25 protein-coding genes and 1 pseudogene are annotated in these 24,541 nt (G+C 38.1%); 10 read left to right on the top strand and 16 right to left on the bottom strand.

Annotated elements, in window-relative coordinates:
• Window positions 1–139: 139 nt before the first annotated feature.
• The 10 genes and pseudogenes from F9B91_RS09295 to xerS all read left to right on the top strand — a co-directional run.
• Window positions 140–403, top strand: a pseudogene (locus tag F9B91_RS09295) (recombinase family protein); the annotation flags it as partial.
• Between the two features lie 207 nt (window positions 404–610).
• Window positions 611–832, top strand: a complete 222-nt coding sequence (locus F9B91_RS09300) for a helix-turn-helix domain-containing protein (RefSeq protein ID WP_150923129.1) — start codon at window positions 611–613, stop codon at window positions 830–832.
• A gap of 302 nt (window positions 833–1,134) precedes the next feature.
• Window positions 1,135–1,368, top strand: coding sequence for a hypothetical protein (locus F9B91_RS09315; protein ID WP_001022845.1), 234 nt, complete (start codon window positions 1,135–1,137; stop codon window positions 1,366–1,368).
• 84 nt (window positions 1,369–1,452) lie between these two features.
• Window positions 1,453–2,961, top strand: coding sequence for a tyrosine-type recombinase/integrase (locus F9B91_RS09320; protein ID WP_150923134.1), 1,509 nt, complete (start codon window positions 1,453–1,455; stop codon window positions 2,959–2,961).
• A gap of 81 nt (window positions 2,962–3,042) precedes the next feature.
• Window positions 3,043–3,894 (top strand): ribosome biogenesis GTPase YlqF, encoded by an 852-nt coding sequence (ylqF, locus tag F9B91_RS09325; protein ID WP_150923136.1) that lies wholly within the window; start codon window positions 3,043–3,045, stop codon window positions 3,892–3,894.
• Window positions 3,881–4,660, top strand: coding sequence for a ribonuclease HII (locus tag F9B91_RS09330; protein WP_150923137.1), 780 nt, complete (start codon window positions 3,881–3,883; stop codon window positions 4,658–4,660). Before ylqF ends, F9B91_RS09330 begins: the two co-directional genes overlap by 14 nt.
• 16 nt (window positions 4,661–4,676) lie before the next feature.
• Complete coding sequence (locus tag F9B91_RS09335) at window positions 4,677–6,227, top strand: ClC family H(+)/Cl(-) exchange transporter (RefSeq protein ID WP_150923139.1); 1,551 nt, start codon at window positions 4,677–4,679, stop codon at window positions 6,225–6,227.
• 379 nt (window positions 6,228–6,606) lie between these two features.
• Entirely contained in the window at window positions 6,607–6,732 is a 126-nt protein-coding gene (locus tag F9B91_RS11690) for a hypothetical protein (protein WP_368039302.1), read from the top strand.
• Between the two features lie 268 nt (window positions 6,733–7,000).
• Entirely contained in the window at window positions 7,001–7,417 is a 417-nt protein-coding gene (locus F9B91_RS09345; protein ID WP_150923140.1) for a hypothetical protein, read from the top strand.
• Between the two features lie 400 nt (window positions 7,418–7,817).
• Entirely contained in the window at window positions 7,818–8,888 is a 1,071-nt protein-coding gene (gene xerS / locus F9B91_RS09350) for a tyrosine recombinase XerS (RefSeq protein WP_150923141.1), read from the top strand.
• Window positions 8,889–8,962: 74 nt separating this feature from the next.
• Here xerS and F9B91_RS09355 read toward each other — a convergent pair whose 3' ends face one another.
• The 16 genes from F9B91_RS09355 to dhaK form a co-directional block, all read right to left on the bottom strand.
• Window positions 8,963–9,952: a lipoate--protein ligase gene (locus F9B91_RS09355; RefSeq protein WP_060628382.1), complete on the bottom strand. Its 990-nt coding sequence runs from the start codon at window positions 9,950–9,952 to the stop codon at window positions 8,963–8,965.
• A 61-nt stretch (window positions 9,953–10,013) separates the two neighbouring features.
• Entirely contained in the window at window positions 10,014–11,717 is a 1,704-nt protein-coding gene (lpdA, locus tag F9B91_RS09360; protein WP_150923142.1) for a dihydrolipoyl dehydrogenase, read from the bottom strand.
• 45 nt (window positions 11,718–11,762) lie between these two features.
• On the bottom strand, window positions 11,763–12,806 hold the full coding sequence (locus F9B91_RS09365) for a dihydrolipoamide acetyltransferase (protein ID WP_000752715.1): 1,044 nt from the start codon (window positions 12,804–12,806) through the stop codon (window positions 11,763–11,765).
• 327 nt (window positions 12,807–13,133) lie between these two features.
• Window positions 13,134–14,126, bottom strand: coding sequence for an alpha-ketoacid dehydrogenase subunit beta (locus F9B91_RS09370; protein ID WP_150923143.1), 993 nt, complete (start codon window positions 14,124–14,126; stop codon window positions 13,134–13,136).
• 15 nt (window positions 14,127–14,141) lie between these two features.
• Window positions 14,142–15,110 (bottom strand): thiamine pyrophosphate-dependent dehydrogenase E1 component subunit alpha, encoded by a 969-nt coding sequence (locus F9B91_RS09375; RefSeq protein WP_150923144.1) that lies wholly within the window; start codon window positions 15,108–15,110, stop codon window positions 14,142–14,144.
• A gap of 153 nt (window positions 15,111–15,263) precedes the next feature.
• Complete coding sequence (gene pdrM / locus F9B91_RS09380) at window positions 15,264–16,625, bottom strand: sodium-coupled multidrug efflux MATE transporter PdrM (RefSeq protein WP_150923145.1); 1,362 nt, start codon at window positions 16,623–16,625, stop codon at window positions 15,264–15,266.
• Between the two features lie 40 nt (window positions 16,626–16,665).
• Entirely contained in the window at window positions 16,666–17,934 is a 1,269-nt protein-coding gene (locus F9B91_RS09385) for a dihydroorotase (RefSeq protein WP_150923146.1), read from the bottom strand.
• Window positions 17,935–17,946: 12 nt separating this feature from the next.
• Window positions 17,947–18,411, bottom strand: a complete 465-nt coding sequence (locus F9B91_RS09390; RefSeq protein ID WP_001135783.1) for an NUDIX hydrolase — start codon at window positions 18,409–18,411, stop codon at window positions 17,947–17,949.
• A 9-nt stretch (window positions 18,412–18,420) separates the two neighbouring features.
• On the bottom strand, window positions 18,421–19,074 hold the full coding sequence (locus F9B91_RS09395; RefSeq protein ID WP_000401338.1) for a uracil-DNA glycosylase: 654 nt from the start codon (window positions 19,072–19,074) through the stop codon (window positions 18,421–18,423).
• 61 nt (window positions 19,075–19,135) lie between these two features.
• Window positions 19,136–19,828, bottom strand: a complete 693-nt coding sequence (locus F9B91_RS09400; RefSeq protein ID WP_150923147.1) for a YjjG family noncanonical pyrimidine nucleotidase — start codon at window positions 19,826–19,828, stop codon at window positions 19,136–19,138.
• A gap of 120 nt (window positions 19,829–19,948) precedes the next feature.
• Entirely contained in the window at window positions 19,949–20,161 is a 213-nt protein-coding gene (locus tag F9B91_RS11530) for a hypothetical protein (protein WP_150923178.1), read from the bottom strand.
• A gap of 48 nt (window positions 20,162–20,209) precedes the next feature.
• Entirely contained in the window at window positions 20,210–20,422 is a 213-nt protein-coding gene (locus tag F9B91_RS11535) for a hypothetical protein (protein ID WP_050253036.1), read from the bottom strand.
• A gap of 581 nt (window positions 20,423–21,003) precedes the next feature.
• Window positions 21,004–21,735 (bottom strand): hypothetical protein, encoded by a 732-nt coding sequence (locus tag F9B91_RS09420; RefSeq protein WP_150923149.1) that lies wholly within the window; start codon window positions 21,733–21,735, stop codon window positions 21,004–21,006.
• Between the two features lie 708 nt (window positions 21,736–22,443).
• Window positions 22,444–22,818 (bottom strand): dihydroxyacetone kinase phosphoryl donor subunit DhaM, encoded by a 375-nt coding sequence (gene dhaM / locus F9B91_RS09425; RefSeq protein WP_150923150.1) that lies wholly within the window; start codon window positions 22,816–22,818, stop codon window positions 22,444–22,446.
• Window positions 22,818–23,393 (bottom strand): dihydroxyacetone kinase subunit DhaL, encoded by a 576-nt coding sequence (gene dhaL / locus F9B91_RS09430; RefSeq protein ID WP_150923151.1) that lies wholly within the window; start codon window positions 23,391–23,393, stop codon window positions 22,818–22,820. Before dhaL ends, dhaM begins: the two co-directional genes overlap by 1 nt.
• Before the next feature lie 21 nt (window positions 23,394–23,414).
• Window positions 23,415–24,404: a dihydroxyacetone kinase subunit DhaK gene (gene dhaK / locus F9B91_RS09435; RefSeq protein ID WP_150923152.1), complete on the bottom strand. Its 990-nt coding sequence runs from the start codon at window positions 24,402–24,404 to the stop codon at window positions 23,415–23,417.
• Between the last annotated feature and the right edge of the window lie 137 nt (window positions 24,405–24,541).

A 24,541-nucleotide genomic window follows, 5' to 3' on the forward strand; every position in this document is an offset into this window, starting at 1 on the left:
CAACTACAGTATAGCACAGGAAGTGATTTTTTGCGCTTTTTTACTGTTTTTTTCAAATAAAGAAGTGCGACCAAAGCTATGATAGAAAGCGTGGAAGCGACTATCCTCCAAGGCATTCACCACTTTTCAATTGTAAAGACAATATAAAGGTGATATTCTAATGGGAAAAACTTTTACAGTTGACCCAATAAGTAAGAGGCGGTTGAGTAATTTGGGTGAAGAAGATAAGTACTACATCAAAGATAATCATGAATCTATAATATCTAAAGAGTACTTTGAAAAAGCTCAGGAGATTAGGTTGCGTAGGGCAGGAAATAAAAAGACAGCTACAAATGTAAATGGAAAACGTGAACGCTATTCAAAAATGTATGCTTTCAGTAGTATGTTGGAATGTGACTTTTGTTACCGGATTACTGCTGATTTTTTAATAGCTTATAACATTTTTAGACGGTTAATAGATTTTGACCGTCTTTCTTAATATTGTCTTACCTATAATAGATGAGCTTATGAGAAGTGTTTAATAAATTAACTTTAGTTCAAAATGTCCAATTTGGACACTTTGAGTGATTTCTTGGTTTTATATATTATACTTTTCTCAGGAGAAAGCTAGATGTACAGACGTTTGAGAGATTTGAGGGAAGATCACGATTTGACCCAAAAACAAATAGCTAAAATACTTTCGTTTACAAACTCAGCTTATGCTAAAATTGAACGGGGTGAGCATTCCTTAACGGCAGATGTATTGGTAACTCTCTCAAACTTTTACGATGTCAGTACAGACTACCTATTGGGATTGACAGATTTTCCTGATAAAATTCGCTTTGGAAAATAATCTCCTCAATTTCATAGAGTGTGAAAATGAGGAGATTTTTTATTTGTTCTTTGACAATTGAATAGTCCAAAATGGTACTTTCCTCATTTGTGGAGCAGATTTGAATGGCTCGCCATGATAAGAGCGACATTAAAACCATCAATAAAATAGAGCGATACTTTATATGCCATGATACAAATGATATACAATGATACTTCTGACCGTTCAGGCTGCCACCGTAAAAGAGCAGTAAGTGAAATTCTTATGATGACTTCATCAGTCATGCCATGGAGGGAAAAATATTTTTTAGGAAGGATGATGTCATGAATATAAAATATATATCTGTCGAAAATTCCATTGCAGAATGGGCCGATAAAAAAGGAATTCTAAAAAGATGGGATGGTTTAAATCAATATACATTGAACAGATGGATTAAAGAAATGCGAGAAAACAGAACATTTTCCATGTATGTAATTAACCCAACCCATAAACTTGTTTTCATTAATCTAGAAGGATTTGAAAGTTTCTTAAGATGGAAGCAAAAGCGGACAAAATAAGGAAGTCATGGTATAATATAGGGTAGTTATTTATTCTATACAACAATGATTTATTTCTTTTTAAGAGTTAAGAGGAATTAAATTATGTATTATGTAACTAAAACAAATTCAAAAGGGCAACCCTTATATCAAGTGGTTGAAAAGTACAAAGATCCACTAACAGGAAAGTGGAAATCAGTAACTGTAAGTTATACTAAGAATACTAGTAGGGCGAGGAAACAAGCTGAAAGAGAGGTTCTTGATAAAATAGATAGACTAACTACTTCATTTGAAAGTCAGTTTAGCCCTGAACTGATTACAACATTTGGAGAGTTAAAAGAAAATTGGTTTCAGACTTGGTGTGTCTCTGTTAAACCACAAACAATTCAGAGAGAACTACTGGTTATGAAGCGTCTTGGGAAAATTATAGGAGATGATTTTTTGTTAGACAGGATTACTCCACTTCTGATGAAAAATAGTCTCAATAAATATTTAGAAATGTATGATGCATCGCCTTCAACAATGACTCATATAAAAAGTACTTGTAATAAGATTTTTAATCATGGTGTGTTATATAATGTCATTAAGTTTTCTCCAATGACTGCGGTAAAACTAGATATTTCACTAGAGAAAAGGCGTAAAGCAAAAGAAAGACATGATTCTAAATTTCTAGAAATCCATGAATTACATGCATTTTTTGATGTGTTACGCCAATGCAGAAATGCAAACTATTATGATCTTGCTATAGTATTATTGCTTACAGGTATTCGAATTAGTGAAGCAGCATTTTTACCATCAGATATTGATTTTGAAAAAGGAATCTTGCATATTGATAAAGCACTTCAATATCATTGTTTAAAAGTTGAACAATTTCATTTTGATACAACAAAAACACTCAATTCAATTAGAGAAGTAGCTTTGCCTGAAGCTGCAAGCGAAGCTATTAAAAGGACAATACAGAGAAATAAAGAGTTTGATGCTTATATGAAGAAACATCCCTGTCCTGCTTTTACACATTCTGAAAGTGTATTTAGAACAGAATACGGCTCTCCAATAACATCAAGCACTTTTCGTCAAATTTTGAAACGAATAGAAGGAAAATTATTGACAAATTGTTTAAGTGACTATGGTTTTAAGTGGGTAAAACATGTTACTCCCCATTCGTTTAGGCATATGCATATTAGTTACCTTCAAAGCAATGAGATGCACATAGCAGTGAAAGATATTATGACTAGAGTAGGACATGCTAACTTTGAGACAACAATGGGCTATACACATAATATAAATCGTTCACAAGAAAATACTGTAAAAGCCTTAAATCAATTTGTAGAAAATCACAATTTCCATTTTGAAGAATTGAAAAGTTATACCTGTAAATATTCCAGAATGATTGAAAAATTCATTGAAACTAGTGATAATAGCAATAAAGTAGAATTAAGTGTTGATGAGTTCAAAGACTTGTTACATCTTAGTCCACGTTACTCACCTAAAAATATTGTTTCAAATTTACTATTAAAAATCAAAAAAGATATTGTCAAATACCACCCACAGTTTGATATAAAGATTGTGAAATCAAGCGAGAATCAAATCAGAGGTTTTTCCATTGCATGGTAGTTTTGGTGTTCGCTTGGTGTTTAGACAATAGTAAAATAAAATAGGGGCTCTAAACCCTTGCTACGAAAGGAAAAAAACTCAATGGCTACTATTCAATGGTTTCCTGGTCACATGTCCAAAGCTCGTCGACAGGTGCAGGAGAATTTAAAATTTGTTGATTTTGTGACGATTTTGGTGGATGCACGCTTACCTCTATCTAGTCAAAATCCTATGTTGACCAAGATTGTTGGTGACAAACCAAAACTCTTGATTTTAAACAAGGCAGACTTGGCTGATCCAGCAATGACCAAGGAATGGCGCCAGTATTTTGAATCACAAGGAATTCAGACTCTGGCTATCAACTCCAAAGAGCAAGTGACTGTAAAAGTTGTAACAGATGCGGCAAAAAAACTCATGGCTGATAAGATTGCTCGCCAGAAAGAACGTGGTATCCAGATTGAAACCTTGCGAACCATGATTATCGGGATTCCAAATGCTGGTAAATCAACGCTTATGAACCGTTTAGCTGGTAAGAAGATTGCTGTTGTCGGCAATAAACCAGGTGTTACCAAAGGGCAACAATGGCTCAAAACCAATAAAGATCTTGAAATCCTAGACACGCCAGGAATTCTCTGGCCTAAGTTTGAGGATGAAACTGTTGCGCTTAAGTTGGCCTTGACTGGAGCTATCAAAGACCAGCTGCTTCCTATGGATGAGGTAACTATTTTTGGCCTCAATTATTTCAAAGAATATTATCCAGAAAAGTTGGCCGAACGCTTCAAACAAATGAAAATTGAAGAAGAAGCGCCTGTTATTATTATGGATATGACCCGTGCTCTCGGTTTCCGTGACGACTATGACCGCTTTTACAGTCTCTTCGTGAAGGAAGTCCGCGACGGCAAACTCGGTAACTATACCTTAGATACATTGGAAGACCTCGATGGCGACGATTAAAGAAATCAAAAAACTCCTTGCTACAGTCAAGGACCTTGATAACCCTATTTTTTTAGATCTTGAAAAGGACAATCGCTCTGGAGTTCAAAAGGAAATCAGCAAGCGTAAAAAAGCCATTCAAGCTGAATTGGATGAGGATCTTCGTTTGGAATCCATGCTTTCCTATGAAAAAGAACTTTACAAGCAAGGATTGACCTTAATTGCTGGTGTTGATGAGGTCGGCCGTGGTCCTCTGGCTGGGCCTGTAGTCGCTGCAGCTGTTATTTTACCTCAAAATTGTAAGATTCAAGGTCTCAACGACAGCAAGAAAATTCCTAAAAAGAAACATCTGGAGATTTTCCAAGCAGTTCAGGAGCAAGCCTTGTCAATCAGCATTGGTGTCATCGATAATCAGGTCATCGACCAAGTCAATATCTATGAAGCAACCAAACTAGCTATGAAGGAAGCAATCTCCCAGCTCAATCCTCAACCTGAGCACCTTTTGATAGATGCCATGAAACTGGATTTACCAATTTCACAAACATCTATCATCAAAGGAGATGCCAATTCCCTCTCGATTGCAGCGGCTTCTATAGTAGCCAAGGTGACACGTGATGAATTGATGAAGGAATACGATCAGCAGTTCCCTGGCTATGATTTTGCTGCTAATGCAGGATATGGAACTGCTAAACACCTAGAAGGACTGAAAAAACTAGGAGTTACCCCTATTCACCGAACCAGCTTTGAACCCGTTAAATCACTGGTTTCAGGAGAAAAAGAAAGTTAAATTAGAAGGAATGATTATGGAGGAACAGTCAGAAACACTCAGTTCCAAGAAAGAATTTGCCTTTGCCTCAAGTACTATATTATCCCAAGTTGGACGAGGAATCATCGTCGGTCTCATTGTTGGAATTATCGTTGGATCCTTTCGTTTCTTAATCGAAAAAGGCTTCCACCTGATACAAGGACTTTATCAAGATCAAGCGCACTTAGTGCGCAATCTTTTTATCATTGGTCTATTTTATTTAATAGTTTGTTGGCTCAGTGCGAAATTAACTCGATCAGAAAAAGACATAAAGGGTTCTGGAATCCCTCAAGTCGAAGCCGAATTAAAGGGACTCATGACCCTCAACTGGTGGGGAGTTCTTTGGAAAAAATATATTCTAGGAATTCTTGCTATTGCAAGTGGCCTTATGCTGGGGCGTGAAGGACCAAGTATTCAACTTGGAGCAGTCGGTGGTAAAGGAATTGCCAAATGGCTTAAATCCAGTCCAGTAGAGGAACGATCCTTGATTGCGAGTGGAGCTGCAGCAGGATTAGCCGCTGCCTTTAATGCACCAATAGCAGGCCTCCTCTTTGTAGTGGAAGAAGTTTATCACCATTTTTCGCGTTTTTTCTGGGTGTCTACTCTCGCAGCTAGTCTCGTAGCAAACTTTGTTTCTCTGCTCATATTTGGCTTAACACCCGTACTGGACATGCCAGACAACATCCCACTCATGACCCTGGATCAGTATTGGATTTACCTCCTTATGGGAGTTTTTCTTGGACTATCTGGTTTTCTCTATGAGAAAGCTGTGCTCAATGTTGGTCGAATTTATGATTGGCTTGGTCAAAAAATCCATTTGGATAGAGCTTATTACCCAATTCTAGCTTTCATTCTCATCATACCAGTCGGAATCTTCTTACCCCAAATCCTTGGTGGTGGAAATCAGCTGGTTCTTTCCTTAACTGAGCAAGATTTTAGTTTCCAAGTTCTATTAGTTTACTTTTTGATTCGCTTTATTTGGAGCATGATTAGCTATGGAAGTGGCCTGCCAGGAGGAATTTTCCTACCAATTTTGGCACTTGGCTCCTTACTTGGTGCCCTAGTTGGTGTTATTTGTGTCAATCTTGGACTTATCAGTCAAGAGCAATTCCCTATATTTGTCATTCTAGGAATGAGTGGCTATTTTGGAGCAATATCCAAGGCTCCCTTAACTGCTATGATACTCGTAACTGAGATGGTAGGAGATATTCGCAACCTCATGCCACTTGGTTTAGTGACCTTGGTCGCCTACATCATCATGGATCTACTCAAGGGTGCGCCAGTCTATGAAGCTATGTTGGAAAAAATGTTGCCCGAAGAAGCGACAGATGAAGGAGAAGTCACTCTCATTGAAATCCCTGTTTCGGATAAAATAGCAGGAAAACAAGTACATGAACTCAACTTACCACATAATATCCTCATCACCACTCAAGTCCATAATGGCAAGAGCCAAACAGTTAATGGCTCAACCAGAATGTACCTCGGTGATATGATTCACCTAGTTATTCCAAAAAGTGAAATTGGGAAAATCAAAGATTTGTTGTTGTAGAATTTTTTACATAATTTATGTTATGTGAAATTAAACTTCTTAATTAAATATACTAGAAAACCGATTCTCAGCAATGAGAACGGTTATTTTTTTTTAATAAGATTTTTCACATACAAATAATTGAACTTTGGTAAAAATAAGACTATAATCAAGTTAGAAATAAAGCATAAAGCTAGAAAGGAGTTTATTGTATCAAGTCTGTACAGTAAGATTGAAATCAAACAATAGCAATTATACAATGTATTTTGTATCTCATAGCTCCTTATATAGCTCTTCAGTTGTGTAGTATTAACAGAAGTTTAGTGGGTGAGTTCTTTATTCCTTTCCTTATAGAGATGAGAAAGAAGTTCTGTCTGAGTTTTTATCTTTTATTGAGAAATTGCCTCTAGTTGGATACAATTTAAACTTCGATATTGCTTTTATAAATAAGAGTCTTAAAATAAATGATTTTTCTACTTTGAAAAATGAAAGACATGATTTACTTTCTTATATAAAAAGAAAGTAAATATTGCCTAGCTATCATCTCCAAGATGTTTTAAAAGCTTATGAAATTGATGCTGATACGGCTCTCATAGAGCATTAGCAGATGCAAATTCCACTTATTCATTGTTACAAAAAATTGGCATCTTTTGGAAAAAGTAAATGAGGAAATGTCTTTCCCGCATTTGCGGGCGTAAATATAGAAAAGCTAGTTTATTTGTCAGTTTTTAAATGTAAATAAAGAGGAAATCTTACAGGGATAAAATAGAAAGGAACAGCAAAATCAAATGAACATGAAGATGCAAAATGTTTATGATTTCTTTAAGAGTAAAAATTTTGCAAAAGCTCCTCTTACAATAGAGCTTATGCAAAACAATTTCATCCAAGAAGAGGGGACAGGTTATCGAATTGACCAACCAGAAAAAATCCCCAGCCAGTATACTCACTTAATAAATTACTGCAAAAAACGTCTACAAGATGGTGCTGTTTATTTTAATAGAACGGTACAATGTGGAGAGCTAATTTTTTGGATGGCAGAAGTATCCCAAGCTTTGAGTAAAAAAGAATTATTGGATTTGCAACAAAATATTTTAAAAAATTATAAAAAAGAAACTTACTCAAATGGAAAAATTGTTTATGATAGAAAAGCAGCTAATCAGCTCATCCTTAAAACTTGCTATGATAGAATTAAAGATGTCGTTGAACCTTAATGAAGAGTTCTAAAAGAATAGGAAGAGGCTTCTAATAAATTTAGTGTTATTGCCAGTCTTGTAAAAAAAGCCTTTTTAATGAGCTGCTTTGTAGTAGATATCTAACAATAGAACAATTAAAAAAGTATTTAAACTTAAAAGACAATTTGTAAAAAAAGAAAGGATAAAAGCCTTTTCTTTTTTATTCTTCACAAAAGTTAGTTTTAGTCTTTATTTTCAGTGATGGCTGATTCAAATTTGATGATTTAAGGTATATTTTTGTTCCAAAAAATTTTTAGTTATTAGATCCTTTTTTAAATTTTAAAAAGCTCTATAACATCTTTCCGAAAAACTATAATTTTCTTGAAAAATATATGAGTCTATGCTATACTGCTAGTATAGTTTATTTATGGAGAAAATCATGAAACGTGAGATTTTACTAGAACGAATCGACAAACTAAAACAAATCATGCCCTGGTATGTTCTGGAATACTACCAATCTAAGCTTGCTGTCCCCTATAGTTTTACAACCTTGTACGAATACCTCAAGGAATACGATCGATTTTTTAGCTGGGTTTTGGAGTCTGGCATTTCAAACGCTGATAAAATATCTGATATTCCTTTATCGGTATTGGAAAATATGTCAAAGAAAGATATGGAATCTTTTATCCTTTATCTTCGTGAACGTCCTTTGCTGAATGCTAATACAACCAAGCAAGGAGTTTCTCAGACAACCATCAATCGGACCTTGTCAGCACTTTCTAGTCTTTACAAGTATCTGACCGAGGAGGTTGAAAACGATCAAGGGGAACCTTATTTCTATCGTAATGTAATGAAGAAAGTTTCAACAAAGAAAAAGAAAGAGACACTTGCTGCTAGAGCTGAAAACATCAAGCAAAAACTCTTTTTAGGTGATGAAACAGAAGGTTTTCTATCTTATATTGACCAAGAGTATCCACAACAACTTTCAAATCGCGCTCTCTCATCATTCAACAAAAATAAAGAACGTGATTTGGCCATTATTGCCCTTCTCTTGGCGTCTGGTGTCCGCTTATCTGAAGCTGTTTATCTGGATATAAGGGATCTCAATCTCAAAATGATGGTTATCGATGTCACTCGAAAAGGGGGCAAACGTGACTCTGTCAATGTCGCTGCCTTTGCTAAGCCTTATTTAGAGAATTATCTGGCCATTCGAAATCAACGCTATAAGACGGAAAAAACAGATACAGCCCTTTTTTTGACTCTCTACAGAGGTGTTCCTAATCGTATCGATGCTTCTAGCGTTGAAAAAATGGTTGCTAAGTACTCTGAGGACTTCAAAGTGCGTGTAACCCCCCACAAACTACGACATACTCTAGCAACTAGGCTCTATGATGCCACTAAATCTCAAGTTTTGGTCAGTCACCAGTTAGGACATGCCAGTACACAAGTCACTGACCTCTATACCCATATCGTTAATGATGAACAAAAGAATGCTCTAGATAGTTTATAATTTTACGTATTTTAAGTTATGTAAATAAATATCAAAAAAAGAAGTTGGTTGTAGGACCAGCTTCTTTTTTTGATTTATCCAACTACCGCCTCAGCGATTTCTTCACGGCTAATACCAGCGAAGTAGCGTGTGATATCAATGGTTTCTAGCGCCTTAAGGACATCTTCGCGTTCGTATTTCACTCCACGGAGGACATCTTCTACAGCTGCAACATCTTCGATACCAAAGAAATCCCCATAAATCTTGATGTCTTGGATTTTTGATTCAGTAACGTTAGCAAAGACTTCCACCTTACCACTAGTGAATTTTGTTCCACGACGGACGTTAAATTCAGGTGATTTACCGTAGTTCCAGTCCCAAGTACCGAACTTAGTATCCTTGATTCGATTGATTTCAGCCAATTCTTCCTCAGAAAAAACGTATTCTGTCATCTCTGGATACTCTTTTTTCATGTATTCCAAGAGTAAGTCACGGAATTCTTCGACTGTGATTTTTTCTGGTAATTCATTGATAATATTGGTTACACGAGCACGAACAGATTTCACACCTTTTGATTCAAATTTATCCTTTGAAACCTTAAGGGCATTTGCGAGGACTGACAAATCAACGTCAAAGAGCAAGCAACCGTGGTGCATGATACGGCCGTTGATATAGGCTTGGGCATTGCCACAGAACTTCTTACCATCAATTTCAAGGTCATTACGACCTGTGAACTCAGCTTTAACCCCAAGTTGAGCCAAAGTATTGATAACTGGAGTTGAGAAGCTCTTGAAGTCAAAAGCTTTGTTTTCATCTTCTTTTGAAATGATCGTGTAGTTGAGGTTATTTAAATCGTGGTAAACAGCTCCACCACCACTGATACGGCGAACTACCTCAATGCCATTTTCGCGAACATAATCACGGTTGATTTCTTCGATGGTATTCTGGTGACGACCAACAATGATAGATGGCTTGTTAATCCAAAGTAGGAAGATTTGATCCTCATCCAAAAGGTGTTTAAAGGCATATTCTTCCAAGGCGATATTAAAAGCGGTGTCGTTTGAATGATTGATAATGTATTTCATGAGATACCTTCTTATACGATAGAGACTGGAAAGATATTTTCCAGTCTATTCTATCTTTCTTTTATTTTTTCTTAGGTGAATGGATGGCCATTCCTAAAACATCCGCAAATGCTTCGTACATCACTTCAGAGTAGGTTGGGTGTCCGTGGATAGTCTTCAGCATTTCTTCAACAGTGATTTCCATTTCGATAATGCTTGATGCCTCGTTAATCAATTCTGCAGCTGCAGGACCAATGATATGGACACCAAGGATTTCTCCGTATTTCTTATCAGCGATGACTTTTACGAAACCTTGAGCTGCATCTGAGGCAATGGCACGTCCGTTAGCCGCAAAGTTGAATTTACCGATAGCAACATCGTATTTCTCACGGGCTTGTTCTTCTGTCAAACCTACTGCTGCTACTTCAGGAAGAGTATAGATGGCTGCAGGAGTCAAATTCAATTTGGCAACAGCATGATTTCCTTTAAGAGCATTTTCAGCGGCAACTTCCCCCATACGGAAGGCTGCGTGCGCTAACATCTTAGTACCATTAACATCACCTGGTGCATAAATTCCTGGAACAGAAGTTTCCATGTATTCGTTGATCTTGATACGACCACGATCCAATTCAAACTCAACCTCTCCAATACCTTCAAGATCCGGCACACGACCGATTGAAAGAAGAGCTTTATTTGCGATGATATCGTCTTTTCCTTCAACCTTGATACGAAGTTGACCATTTTCCTCGATGATTTCTTGCAGTTTAGTACCAGTCAAGATGGTCATTCCTTTACGCTCAAGAATCAAGCGAAGGTTCTTAGACACTTCTGCATCCATAGCTGGCACGATACGGTCCATCATTTCGATAACAGTTACTTTTGAACCAAATGTCATGAAGGCCTGACCAAGTTCGATACCGACAACACCACCACCGATGATAACAAGGCTTTCTGGCACTTCGTTCATTTCAAGAATGTCGTCACTTGTCATCACGAGTGATGATTCCATACCAGGAACGTTGATCTTGCTGACTTTTGAACCACCAGCAAGGATGATTTTCTTGGTTTCAAGCAATTCAGAACCATTTACCAAGACATTCTTGTCTTTAGTAATAGTACCGATACCCTTATGAACAGTAACTCCGTAACTACGAAGAAGTCCTGCAACACCACCAACAAGAGTATTAACAACTTTAGATTTAGTTTCTAAAAGTTTGTCCATATCAACAGTGAAGTTAGGATTTTCAATCACGATACCACGATTTGCAGCATGACCGATATTTTCAATAATTTCAGCGTTATGAAGGTAGGTCTTGGTTGGAATACAGCCACGGTTTAAGCAGGTTCCACCAAGTTCAGATTTCTCAACAAGGGCAACCTTACCACCGAGTTGGGCAGCTTTAATGGCTGCCACGTATCCAGCAGGACCTCCACCAATCACAACGATATCAAAAGCATCATCGCTCTTACCATCATCGTTTGAGGCACTTGCTGCAGGTGCAGGGCTAGCTTCTGGGGCTGTTGCTCCAGAAGTTGGGATGTTTTCCCCTTCTTCACCAAGGTAACCGATAACTTCCGTTACTGGAACAGTTTCACCATCTCCTTTGAGGATAGCGATCAAGTAACCGTCTTCTTCGGCTTCCAATTCCATGCTGACTTTATCAGTCATGATTTCCAAAAGGATTTCTCCTTCTTTTACAAATTCTCCGACTTTTTTATTCCATTGGACGATTTGTCCTTCTGTCATATCAACGCCGGCTTTCGGCATAATTACTTCTAAGGCCATGTCTTCCTTCCTTTATCTATATCTTTAAAATGAATACTCTTGTTCTTAAATCAACATTGAGATTGGATTTTCAATCAATTCTTTCAAATCTTTCATAAATTTAGCACCAGCCATACCATCTACGACACGGTGGTCAATTGTTAACCCAAGACTCATAATAGGACGAATCACAATCTCACCATTGACGACAACTGGCTTCTCAATCGTCGAACTGACACCAAGAATAGCTGAGTTTGGTTGGTTAATGATCGGACCGAAGGACTGAACACCAAACATTCCCAAATTACTGATTGTGAATGTTGAATTTTGCAGTTCGCTTGGAGCCAATTTACCATCCAAGGTACGGCCAATGACGTCTTTGAATGCAACAACCAACTCTGATAAACTTAGTTTTTCAGCATTGTAAACAACAGGAGTCATCAATCCATTATCCATCCCAACTGCCATAGCAAGGTTGACATAGTTGTGCGTGATAATAGTCTTGCCGTCTTCTGTCAATGAAGCGTTGATGTATGGGTGTTTCATAAGAGTCTTAACAACTGCAAGTGAAAGAAGGTCTGTTACAGTAGTCTTCTTCCCAGTTGCTTCCATAATTGGCTCAAGAACCTTCTTACGAAGAGCCAACATTTCAGTCATATCAACTTCATAGTTGAGGGTAAAGGTTGGCGCAGTCAAGTAAGATTCAACCATGCGTTGGGCAATAACCTTACGCATTGGTGTCATTGGGATACGCTCAATTTCACCGTATGGTGTTACGTTATCAGGGACTTCTTCCACTTTTTCAATCTGAGCAGGAGACTTGATGGTATCGTTTTCGATATTTTCAGGAAGCAAGGCCAAAACATCCTTCTTCATGATTTTACCACGATGACCAGTTCCTTGAATCTCCTGCCAAGCAATATTATGTTCGAGGGCAATTCGTTTTGCAAGTGGCGAAATGCGAACCACATTTGTGTCTTTATAAGTTTCCACGTCTTCTTTGTGGACACGACCGTTTGCACCTGAGCCAGAAACGTCGTAGAGGTTGATACCTAAATCATCCGCTAACTTTCTAGCCGCAGGAGTCGCTCTTAGCTTGTCATCAGCCATGACCTCTCCAATTCTATACTAAGATATTAAGGACTCAGAGGGCAATGAAAAAATAGGAGATTGACGATGTGTTCGATGAACACAAGGAAATCTATCTTTTTTTCGCAGACCTCCGTCCGAATTCAATTATATGATACAAAGGGCGTTAAAAGCGACTGAAAAATAGGAAATCGACGATGACTTCGACGAAGCCAAGGAGATTTATCTTTTTCCGAGCTTTTAGCCCGTGTTCGAATATAAGATATTAAGGACGAAGAGCTCAGCACCTAAAAGATACAAAGTTTCTCGTCAGCTTTATTTTGTTTACATAACTTATCTTATGTAATTCTATTCTTTGTTATATGTTTTACGGATAGCATCTTTGATGCTTTCAACTGTTGGAATCATTGCATTTTCTAGGTTTTGTGCATAAGGCATTGGCACATCTTCTCCTGCACAACGGCGGATTGGTGCATCTAGATAGTCAAATGCTTCTGATTCTGAAATAATAGCTGAAATCTCTCCGATATAGCCGCTTGTTTTGTGGGCATCGTTTACCAGAACAACCTTACCAGTCTTCTTAACTGAGTTAATGATGATGTCCTTATCAAGCGGAACAAGGGTACGTGGGTCCACAATTTCAACAGAAATTCCTTCTTCTGCTAATTCTTCAGCAGCTTTAACCACACGGCGAAGCATTTTCCCATAAGTAACAACTGTGACATCCGTACCTTCACGTTTGATTTCCCCAACTCCAAGTGGAATCGTGTAGTCTGGATCAACTGGCACTTCCCCTTTTTGGTTAAATTCTGACTTGTACTCAAGAATGATAACAGGGTTGTTATCACGGATAGAAGACTTAAGCAGTCCTTTCATGTCCGCAGGCGTACCTGGTGCTACAACCTTAAGTCCTGGAATGTGAGTAAACCAAGACTCTAGAGATTGCGAGTGCTGGGCGGCAGAGCCAACTCCGTTACCAGCTGCACAACGAACAGTCATTGGAACCTGACCTTTACCACCAAACATATAGCGTGTTTTAGCGGCTTGGTTGACGATATTGTCCATGGCAATAACAGAAAAGTCCATGAAGGTCATATCAACGATTGGACGAAGTCCTGTCATGGCTGCTCCTGCTGCTGCTCCCGAGATGGCAGCTTCAGAAATCGGACAATCACGAACACGTTCTGGACCAAATTCTTCAAGCATTCCGACAGAAGTTCCGAAGTCTCCTCCGAAGACACCTACATCTTCTCCCATCAAGAATACATTTTCATCGCGACGCATTTCCTCAGACATAGCAAGGATAATGGTGTCACGGAAGGACATTGTTTTTGTTTCCATTTTATCTCTTTCTCCTTAGTCTGCGTAAATATCTTCAAAGGCTGATTCAAGCGGTGGGAATGGACTTTCCTCTGCAAATTTAACAGAAGCTTCTACTGCTTCCTTTACTTGCGCTTGGATTTCTTCCAATTCTTCGGCACTTGCAATGTTATTTTCAATAAGGTAATTGCGGAGGTTTTCGATTGGGTCTTTTTGTTTCCACAATTCCACTTCTTCACGTGTACGATATTTACCAGGGTCAGATGATGAGTGACCAAGCCAGCGATAAGTTACACTTTCAATCAAGACTGGACCATTGCCACCACGAACATGGTCTACAGCTTTCTTAAATCCTTCATAGACGTCGATGACATTGTTACCGTCTTCGATGAACATTCCAGGAATTCCATAAGCTGAGCTACGTTGATGGATATGCTCTACATTAGTCATTTTCTTGATATCCGCAGAGATTCCATAACCATTGTTAATGCAATAGAAAATGACTGGCAGGTTCCAGATAGAAGCCATATTTACTGCTTCGTGGAAAACACCTTCGTTGGTCGCACCATCTCCAAAGAAGCAGACAACGATTTTTCCAGTATGTTGCATTTGCTGACTGAGGGCTGCACCAACAGCGATTCCCATACCACCACCTACGATACCATTGGCACCAAGGTTACCAGCATCAAGGTCAGCGATATGCATAGAACCACCTTTACCTTTACAGGTTCCAGTATATTTACCGAGGATTTCAGCCATCATTCCGTTGAGGTCAATTCCTTTGGCAATAGCTTGTCCGTGACCACGGTGGTTTGAGGTAATTAGATCATCTGGATTGAGAGCCAACATAGCACCCACGTTAGCCGCCTCTTCTCCAACAGAAAAGTGCGTCATTCCTGGCACTTTCCCTTTCTTTACTAATTGCGCAATTTTTAAGTCCATACGACGGATTTCTTCCATCTTACGGAACATCTCTAGCAAAAGATTTTTATCTAAAGTTGACATCTTCTTGCCTTTCTAAGTTTCTTCTTACCTTACTATTTTACCGTTTTTGGCAAATACTGTCAAAGTTTTTCTAAAAGAAATTTCACAAAATAAAAAAGAAAACCCCGTAAAAACAAGGAATTTTCTTATCAAGAATATTTTTTCACAAACTTTTTAGCGTTTGGATTTTGCTAAAGATTCAAATCTCTTCATAATCACAGTTAAACGCCAACGGTAGAGCGCTCCACTCACAATCAAACTAATAATCAAGCCAATCCAGTAAGAATAAGCTCCAAAATCTGTTAGGGAATCAAATACAATAGCCACTGGGATTGCTACGCCCCAATAACCAACCAAACCAAGGTAAAAAGGAATAACGGTATCCTTATACCCCCGTAAAATTCCCTGAAGCGGTGCCGCAAAGGTATCTGCTAACTGGAAAAAAAGACTATAAGTCAAAAAGCGCGCTGTCAAATCGATGAATTCTGGGTCGTTGCCATAAAGACTGGCCACATTTCCCCTAAAAATGTAAAGAAAGGATAAGGTGAAGGCCGCAAAAATGAGGGCTGTCCATCTTCCTAAACCAATATAAGTTTTTGCATCATCAAATCGCTTGGCTCCCACTTCATAGGAAACGACAATAGCCATAGCTGATGAGATACTCATAGGAAAGGCGTACATAAGACTTGAAAAGTTCATGGCTGACTGGTGACTAGCGATAATCAAGGACGAGAACTTAGCCATAATCAAGCCAACCACGGAGAAAATAGCCACTTCTGCGAAGACAGTCCCCCCTATAGGCAGACCTAAACGAACTCCTTCCTTGATTTTATCCATATTAAGAGGAATGCGTTTCTCAAGATGTAAGGCTTTGAGCTTCTCCTGTTTAAATAAAACCAGAACAGAAATCCCAAGTAAGACCCAATAGGCCAAGGAAGTACCTAATCCAGAGCCAGCACCTCCCAACTCTGGAACACCAAAGGCCCCGTAAATCAAGAGATAGTTAAATCCACTATTGAGAGGAAGTAACAAAAGCATGAGGTACATAGACAGTTTGGTTAGCCCTAGAGAATCCAGCAAGGATCGAATGACACTAAAGAGCAACAAGGGGATAATTCCGATAGATAAAAACCAGAGATAACGAACCGCTACTGCTGCCACAGGAGCTTCTAGTCCAATATGATTCAAAACAGGTGGTGCCAGGAAAAGTACTAATCCCAGCAAGACCACGGATAGACCCAAGGCAAGATAAATGAACTGGTAAAAATCAGATGCAACTTCTTCCTTTTTCCCTCTCCCAAGATGGTGACCAATGATAGGCACCAAGGCTGACACAATCCCTGTTAGGAAGGTAAAGAAAGGATTCCAGATACTGGTTGCCATAGATACACCAGCCAAGTCCATGGTATTGTATTGACCTGTCATAGTCGTATCAACAAAGGAGGCAGAATAATTGGCAAATTGATAAATCAGGATAGGGAAAAATATCTTTAAAAATAAGATAAACTTGTCTTTGAAATGATGGGTTTGGTACATATAGGCTCTCTATTCTTTTTGTTTACAGAGCAGACTCCCCCTAGTTTTGATAGACGATTTGTCCCTTACAGATGGTATATTTAACCTGCCCTTTTAAGGTTTCACCGATGAATGGTGAATTAGCTGCTTTCGAAGCAAAATGGGAGTCCACAAGGCGGTCAGCCTTAGCATCAAAAATAGTGATATCTGCTGGACCATTCTCAGCCAAGTAACCTGCTTCAAAGTTGTAAAGTTTGGCTGGGTTGTAGGTCATCTTTTCAAGCAATTCCATCAAGGTCAATTCCCCAGCTTCTACCAAATAAGTTAAACCGAGAGAAAGAGATGTTTCCAAACCAGTCATACCAGATGGCGCTTTGGTAATATCCTCGACATTTTTTTCATCCGCATGGTGAGGCGCGTGATCAGTTGCGATAACTGTGATAACACCTGACTTGAGACCTTCGATAACGGCACGACGGTCTGATTCCAAACGAAGTGGCGGATTCATCTTAGCATTGCTTCCTTGTGTCAAAAGGAGCGCTTCGGTCTTAGAAAAATGCTGTGGCGCTACTTCTGCTGTGACTTGTGCACCTAGCCCCTGAGCAAACTCAACTACTTTAACACTTTCTTCCTTAGACAAATGCTGGATGTGAACATGGGCCTTAGTTGCATAGGCAATCATGACATCACGCGCCATCATAGCATACTCAGCTACCCCAGTTGCACCACAGATATGGAAATGATCTTTAGCGATATTTTCATTAAAGCCAAGAATACCGTTCAAACCTGGATCTTCCTCATGAAGACTAATAAAGGTATTAAGCTTTTTAGCTTCCTCCATGGCTTCCTTAACAACTTTACTACTTTCAAGCGGGATACCGTCGTCTGAGAAACCAACAGCTCCAGCTTCTAAAAGTGCTTTAAAGTCAGTCAAATCTTGCCCATTAAAATTCTTAGTAATGGTCGCAACCGTCTTAACATTGATTTTTTCCTTGGCAGCAGATTGAAGAACTTCTTTCAAAGTCTCAACGTCTGAAATGGTTGGACTAGTATTAGCCATCATGACAACAGTTGTAAAACCACCTGCAGCGGCTGCTAGGGCACCGGTATGAATGTCTTCTTTATGTGTTTGACCAGGTTCACGGAAATGAACATGAATATCGACCAAGCCAGGAGCAACTACAAGACCAGTAGCATCAATTATCTCTGCTCCTTCTTCTTTAATCTCAGGCGCAATTTTGATAATCTTTCCATCTTCAACCAAGACATCACACACTTGATCCAAACCAGACTTGGGATCCATAACACGACCATTTTTGATTAGTAGCATCTGCTTTCTCCTTTATTCATAAAAATCAACTTGGGTATCCAACAATTTATCCCCATCATAAACAAACTTAGCTGAAAAGAAGGGTTTGTCCTCTAAAAGCCACTCAACAAAGGTATGGTCACCTTCCCAAGTCGGCTTGCTCAAAACCTCATCATAAGGAACCCATTCCAGCGTCCCCTCATTGCAGTCAATCAAATCCCCCTCGAACTCCGTCACCTTAAAAACATAGGTGTACCAGTCTAAATCTGGTGTAAATTCAGGAAAAGTGATGACACCTTTTAGAACTGGCTTGGCTTTGAGCCCTGTTTCCTCAAGGATTTCACGCACCGCGCATTCCTGAGGTGTCTCTCCTCGCTCTAGCTTACCACCCACACCAATCCATTTTCCTTCATGAACATCATTTGGCTTCTTATTACGGTGGAGCATAAGCAGTTCTTTCCCGTTATCAATGTAGCAAATCGTCGCTAACTGAGGCATATTTTCTCCTTATCTAAGCCAATCGATTGGCTCTTGTCCTGTTTCTTTTAAGAATGCATTGGCCTTGGAAAAAGGCTTGGAACCCCAAAATCCTCTATAAACTGACAAAGGACTGGGATGGGCTGATTCGATAATCAAGTGATGAGGATTGGTAACTAAGGCCTTCTTCTTGCGTGCATAAGCTCCCCAGAGTACAAAAACGACTTGTCTATCTAGATGATTGACCACCTGAATCACAGCATCCGTAAAAGGCTCCCATATCTGCCCAGCATGACCATTAGCCCGTCCAGCCGGAACTGTCAAACAAGCATTAAGAAGTAAGACTCCTTGCTCAGCCCAAGCTGTCAAATCATGAGATTTCTTAACCCCGATATCATCTGACAATTCTTTCAAGATATTTTGCAAGGATGGTGGAGCTGGGATAGAGTCCGGTACAGAAAAACTCAAGCCCTGCGCTTGACCTGGCCCGTGATAGGGATCTTGCCCTAGAATCACCACCTTAACTTCTTCAAGCGGTGTTGTCAAGAGAGCCTGAAAAACCTTTTCCTTGGGTGGATAAATAGTCCCCTGAGCATAGACCTGATTCATAAACTGATTGATTTTCCCGAAATAACCCTCAGGTAATTGCTCCTTAATCAAAGCATGCCAAGACGAGTGTTCCATAGCCGACTCCTTCGTTTTTACTGCCTCTATTATAGCAAAAAGTGGCTGTCTAAACCACTTTTTACAGTTTATCTAAACAATCCAGCAAGTCTCGGTAAGAATGGACTTCGTAGGTTGGCTGGGCTTGTGTGGGATTTTCGAGTTGATGAGGATTGTACCAAATCGTGTCAATCCCAGCATTATTGCCGCCTTGAATGTCGGCGGTTAGAGAGTCTCCAATCATCAGCGTCTTTTCTTTGCTAAAACCTGCAATCTGTTGACCAATTTTTTCATAAAAAAGAGCATCCGGCTTTTGTGTTTGCAGCTGTTCAGAGATAAAGACTTGATTGAAATAAGGTGCCAGATCAGATTGAGCCAAACGCCCTGTCTGAATGGCAGTAATGCCATTTGTCGCAGCATACAAGTCATAATCACGCTCGATGAGGCTGTCCAAAAGTTCATGAGCGCCTGAAAAAGTTTGCCCCTGCTGGGCTAAGTAAAATTGGTAACGCTGGGCAAGTAAAGCACCGTCCTTCTCAAATCCAAAATGGGCAAATAAACGAGAAAAGCGCGTGTTAACCAACTCTTGTTTACTAATTTTCTTTTGCTCCAAGTCCTTCCATAGAGCCTTGTTCATAGGAACGTAATAGTCTTTATAGGCCTGAATATCTGCAACCCCTTCTTCTTTTAGAAGTTGCGTTAAAGCCACATCCTCAGCAGCATCAAAATCAAGCAAAGTGTGGTCAAGGTCGAAAAGTAGAAATTTGTAGGACAATTTGAGAGTTTTCCTTTCTAAGATAAACAACTTTCACTTCAGACAGTTGTTTAATGTAAAAACTTAAAAGTGGTATAGTACCACAAAGAATAATAGATCTAATGGATTAACTAACCCATACTATTCTAGTGAATTATAGAAAAATCTTCTATAAATTCGAGTAATAGTTAAAATACCTACAAATATGACTCCCAAAATAGATAATACTATTTTCACAAAATTCATTTCAGAACCTATGACATAGATATGAAAAAGAGGGGCTAGTCCTACACATAGAGACAATAGATAACTAATAAATCTTATCTCACCAATTCCTGCAATAAAATGTTTCATTTTAGATATTCCAATTTTACCTTTCATCTTAATAATTCACTAGCAAATCTATTGGCTTCTCTTTTTTTTGAAAAATCTTGACAACAAATTTACTCCACTTAATGCTACTAAGACTTCAATGGGTAAAAAATAGTAATCCCATATCAAATGAGAAATCAGCAATGTTAGAAATAGTATACAGTCAATATAACTATTCTGAAAATACTCTGTAATTACATAATACAGAAACACCACAACCATCAAAATTAAAATAACCATCATAATACTATCATCCTGTTCTTAATCTATTGTCACTGTTTCCATCCCATTCATCAATAGCATTAAAAAAATCCAATCAAGAAATGATTACCTACTCACTAATACTATTCTAAAATTTAATTTTTTTGGGGATTTAGTAACGCAATTCCAATTAGCAATACACCTAATATAAATAAAAGTATTTCCCAAAATTTATTCTCAGTTTTAATAAAAGGTATAAAATACATACTAACCAATATGAAACTTACCCCTAAAAGAGCAAATATTAGTCTAACTTTATCACTTAGTTTAAACATATTTAATTCCCCATAAAATAAGCAGGGGCTACGTTTACTGTAACATTCCCCCGTCTTTATGTAGAGATAATCCCCCATCAAGACACCTCATTTCTTCTTACTCAATAGCAGCATAATTATTTGGTGATACGAGTTTCATAAGATTTCTTCTCTTTAACGTTGGATGGTTAGAATAGTTCTCTAATAAGTAATCGTCGACTGCGTTTAAAGCACTTTGTTACCTAGATAGGATATCTTTTCTATATCTGATTTGATTTTAAAGAGAACTAAGATTTAACCATATCTAACTCACTTCTTATTTTTAAATAATTCATACTCTTTTTCTCTGATAAAGGGAAGTGAGAAATTAGAAAAAATTAGTAGAATTGAAAATAGGTATCCATCTTTTTGCATTGCTAAAACATAGCCTAAAAATAAATAGACAATCAAATCTAGTACAAAAAGAGAAAATATCCTCCTTTTCATTACCTCACTTGTCTTAAAGATTCTGTTTAATATAATCTTTATCGTAGTATCTACACAAATTTTTATCAAAAAGATAAGAGTCAATACATGATTATCAACTGTACCATGAAGAATAAATGGAAGTATAGTTAATATAAAACTAGAAATCTCTAAATATTTTATCCAAGGAGATTGAGACATCTTACTTTTAAACTGACTGATTTTCCTATACTCGCTAGCTAATCTAGTATCAAAATCTCTACCAATTTTATTAAAGATTAAGAACTCCAGGATAAAAATACTGATTAATACGATATAAGTAGAAACGTTTCCTGGGAAAAATTTATTGATTAAAATTGGAAAACTCATTAACAGGATCGAGTTTATAGCCAAACAAATAGATACTATTTTATTCTTCACAGAGTATATAGGTAGCGATACTATTGAATAGAGAAACGCTAAAAAAATAAGCACGAAATACTCTGTGCTGCTAATTAGCGGCGCCCTTAATGATAAAAATAGATAGGAACCCCACACGATGATATGCGCTTTACGAATTGACTCTAGATTACTCATCTACCTACTCCTAATATGTAAAGAGAATCCATTTTTAGCTCACATTCTCTTTCCAACAAGTCATAAACGTTTCATGATATTTCCTTCTTTTACATTAGGTAAAGTTGAAATACATTTTTTGCAAGTGAAAATATTATTATTATTTGAAAACCCCAAATATCTATCCCTCTTCTAGACCTAAACCAAGTCAGATTAAAGATACAAATATAATGATAAGGCTTTCTTTTACTTTAGACTACCATAAAACAAGGAATCTTTCAACAAAATTCATTGGCAAACTACTATTCTAGAAGATTGACAGCTCAAATCTTTCAGAATAGAACAATCCTAACTATCGAATACTCTAACTTCATAAATACCTATGTAATTCTAGATCTAGAATTCCTATAAACTAAATGTTTTCGCACTATTCTAAGCCATTTATTGCCTTAAATTTTAATTTTTAAAGAATTCTAAAGCTAGAATAGTCCCATCACAATCAGTTTTGAATTATTATACTCAATGAAAATCAAAGAGCAAACTAGGAAACTAGCCGCAGGTTGCTCAAAACAGTGTTTTGAGGTTGTGGATAGAACTGACAGAGTCAGTATCATATACCTACGGCAAGGCGACGTTGACGTGGTTTGAATTTAATTTTCATTGAGTATTAAACTTTTATAGTTGAGATAATCAATAGCTCACCTATAAAAAGAGTCATAGTAAGATTCCTTATTTATTGATTTCAAGCTCCGACAACTGTGTTTGAATAACTGACAGTTCTGCACCAGCCTGAAGAAGAGCAGCTGCAGTATAGGCACCTTCTACAATTGGAACCCTATTGATCATGATACTTTTATCACTGAAATCAGCCACCATTTCTAAGTTCATTTTAGCAGAACCTAGGTCAAAAAAGGCTAATAAAGTATCTGCTGGATTTTCGGAAACAACCCTATCTACTTGATCAAAACTTGTTCCAATTCCTCCATCTTCGGTTCCTCCTACATAAGTAATCGGAACATCTTTAGCTACTTCACTAATCAGTTCAACAACACCTTCTGCAATGTGTTTGGAATGTGAAACGATAACAAGACCAATACTTCCCATTAAACCACCCCAGTTTCTAAAAGAGAAGTAAAGAGTAATCCTGATGAGAATGATCCAGGATCAATATGTCCAAGAGAACGTTCTCCTACATAAGATGCCCTTCCTTTAGTTGCAAGTAAATCTTTGGTAGCATTCACTACCTGATCAATAACCTCTTGAGTCAATTGACCAGCAGACAAGGCAGCAATAACAGGAGTCCAAACATCAACCATTGTCTTTTCTCCAACTTCTGCTTTTCCACGTTTGACAATCATATCCAAACCGCTTTGTAAGATTTCCTCTATTTTCGAATTAGAATCAGCCTTGGCCATGCCCATAAAAGCAGAGCCATACAAGGGACCAGAAGCACCGCCTACCTTACTCAGTAGTTGCATTGAGACAAGCTTAAACACATCACTGCTGGTCTCAAATTGCTTTCCTTCTAAGTTTTCCATAACTGCAGCCATGCCACGCGCCATATTTCCACCGTGGTCTCCATCTCCTATAGGGGTGTCTAGCTCACTAAGGTAATCTTTCTGTTCTTGAATCTTTTCATTAAAAAGCTTCATCCATTCAAGAGCTTGTTCAGTATTCATTTGACATTTCCTCCTAAAGTTTTACCAAGCTGGTGTAGTAACAGGTGCATTTAGAGCATCCAACCACTCATTATCTGCCAATCGAATCAATGTTAAAGACAATCCAGCCATATCAATTGAGGTCATATAGTTTCCAATTTTCTTAAATGCCAACTCAACACCTTTTTCATGGAGCAATTTAGCCACATCATTTGCAAATACGTATTGCTCCATAAGAGGAGTGCTTCCTAAACCATTGATGAGAAGACCATAGCGTTCACCAGCCTTAAGCTGGAAACCTTCAGATAGTTTTTCAACCAATTCTGAGGCCAATTGTGCTGAAGGTTGCATTTTCTCTTTTTTATATCCTGGCTCACCATGAATACCAACTCCGTATTCAAATTCATCATCTTCTAGAACAAAACCTGGTTTCCCAACCTCAGGAACGGTTGCTCCAGACAAGGCTAGCCCAATTGTTTTAATTTCTAAGACAAGTTTATCGGCCAAGTCCTTCATTTCAGCTAATGTTTTACCAGAACGAGCTGCAGCACCCAAAATTTTATGGACTAAAATAGTACCTGCAACACCTCGACGGCCTTGGGTATAGAGACTATTTTCAACAGCAATATCATCATCAACCACAACACTTGCTACATCAATACCTTCCATTTCAGCAAGTTCTTGTGCAATTTCAAAGTTCATAATGTCACCAGAATAGTTTTTGATGACCATGAAAACTCCAGCACCTTCATCAGCCGCCTTAATGGCTTCTAAAATTTGGTCCGGAGTAGGTGAAGTGAAGACTGCTCCACAAATGGCAGCAGACAACATTCCATCTCCTACAAATCCAGCATGACTTGGTTCATGTCCTGAACCTCCACCTGAAATGAGTCCAACTTTTCCTGTCTTTTCTGCCTTTCTAACGATGACATCAAAACCATCTAAGCGTTCTACCAAGTCATCATGCATGAATGACAATCCCTGCAACATTTCATCAACAACTTGTGTCGGTTCATTTATAATTTTTTTCATGAGAAACTCCTTTCGGCATGTACCTTTGTTTTCGCTTTCATTATATATTTTTTATTACTGGATGATAAGGGACAGATTCTATTATTTGTCCCCTTTTAAACCCGTTTAAAACATTTTTTTGGTAAAATGAAGTAAGT

It is taken from the genome of Streptococcus mitis, from assembly GCF_008763935.1.
In the GTDB taxonomy this organism is placed as follows: Bacteria; Bacillota; Bacilli; order Lactobacillales; family Streptococcaceae; genus Streptococcus; species Streptococcus mitis_DB.

Bases quoted from the DNA above. Each gene is read 5' to 3' on its own strand.
- F9B91_RS09300 (WP_150923129.1), top strand. From the start codon at position 611: ATGTACAGACGTTTGAGAGATTTGAGGGAAGATCACGATTTGACCCAA.
- F9B91_RS09315 (WP_001022845.1), top strand. From the start codon at position 1,135: ATGAATATAAAATATATATCTGTCGAAAATTCCATTGCAGAATGGGCC.
- F9B91_RS09320 (WP_150923134.1), top strand. From the start codon at position 1,453: ATGTATTATGTAACTAAAACAAATTCAAAAGGGCAACCCTTATATCAA.
- ylqF (WP_150923136.1), top strand. From the start codon at position 3,043: ATGGCTACTATTCAATGGTTTCCTGGTCACATGTCCAAAGCTCGTCGA.
- F9B91_RS09330 (WP_150923137.1), top strand. From the start codon at position 3,881: ATGGCGACGATTAAAGAAATCAAAAAACTCCTTGCTACAGTCAAGGAC.
- F9B91_RS09335 (WP_150923139.1), top strand. From the start codon at position 4,677: ATGGAGGAACAGTCAGAAACACTCAGTTCCAAGAAAGAATTTGCCTTT.
- F9B91_RS09345 (WP_150923140.1), top strand. From the start codon at position 7,001: ATGAAGATGCAAAATGTTTATGATTTCTTTAAGAGTAAAAATTTTGCA.
- xerS (WP_150923141.1), top strand. From the start codon at position 7,818: ATGAAACGTGAGATTTTACTAGAACGAATCGACAAACTAAAACAAATC.
- F9B91_RS09355 (WP_060628382.1), bottom strand. From the start codon at position 9,952: ATGAAATACATTATCAATCATTCAAACGACACCGCTTTTAATATCGCC.
- lpdA (WP_150923142.1), bottom strand. From the start codon at position 11,717: ATGGCCTTAGAAGTAATTATGCCGAAAGCCGGCGTTGATATGACAGAA.
- F9B91_RS09365 (WP_000752715.1), bottom strand. From the start codon at position 12,806: ATGGCTGATGACAAGCTAAGAGCGACTCCTGCGGCTAGAAAGTTAGCG.
- F9B91_RS09370 (WP_150923143.1), bottom strand. From the start codon at position 14,126: ATGGAAACAAAAACAATGTCCTTCCGTGACACCATTATCCTTGCTATG.
- F9B91_RS09375 (WP_150923144.1), bottom strand. From the start codon at position 15,110: ATGTCAACTTTAGATAAAAATCTTTTGCTAGAGATGTTCCGTAAGATG.
- pdrM (WP_150923145.1), bottom strand. From the start codon at position 16,625: ATGTACCAAACCCATCATTTCAAAGACAAGTTTATCTTATTTTTAAAG.
- F9B91_RS09385 (WP_150923146.1), bottom strand. From the start codon at position 17,934: ATGCTACTAATCAAAAATGGTCGTGTTATGGATCCCAAGTCTGGTTTG.
- F9B91_RS09390 (WP_001135783.1), bottom strand. From the start codon at position 18,411: ATGCCTCAGTTAGCGACGATTTGCTACATTGATAACGGGAAAGAACTG.
- F9B91_RS09395 (WP_000401338.1), bottom strand. From the start codon at position 19,074: ATGGAACACTCGTCTTGGCATGCTTTGATTAAGGAGCAATTACCTGAG.
- F9B91_RS11530 (WP_150923178.1), bottom strand. From the start codon at position 20,161: ATGAAACATTTTATTGCAGGAATTGGTGAGATAAGATTTATTAGTTAT.
- F9B91_RS11535 (WP_050253036.1), bottom strand. From the start codon at position 20,422: ATGATGGTTATTTTAATTTTGATGGTTGTGGTGTTTCTGTATTATGTA.
- F9B91_RS09420 (WP_150923149.1), bottom strand. From the start codon at position 21,735: ATGAGTAATCTAGAGTCAATTCGTAAAGCGCATATCATCGTGTGGGGT.
- dhaM (WP_150923150.1), bottom strand. From the start codon at position 22,818: ATGGGAAGTATTGGTCTTGTTATCGTTTCACATTCCAAACACATTGCA.
- dhaL (WP_150923151.1), bottom strand. From the start codon at position 23,393: ATGAATACTGAACAAGCTCTTGAATGGATGAAGCTTTTTAATGAAAAG.
- dhaK (WP_150923152.1), bottom strand. From the start codon at position 24,404: ATGAAAAAAATTATAAATGAACCGACACAAGTTGTTGATGAAATGTTG.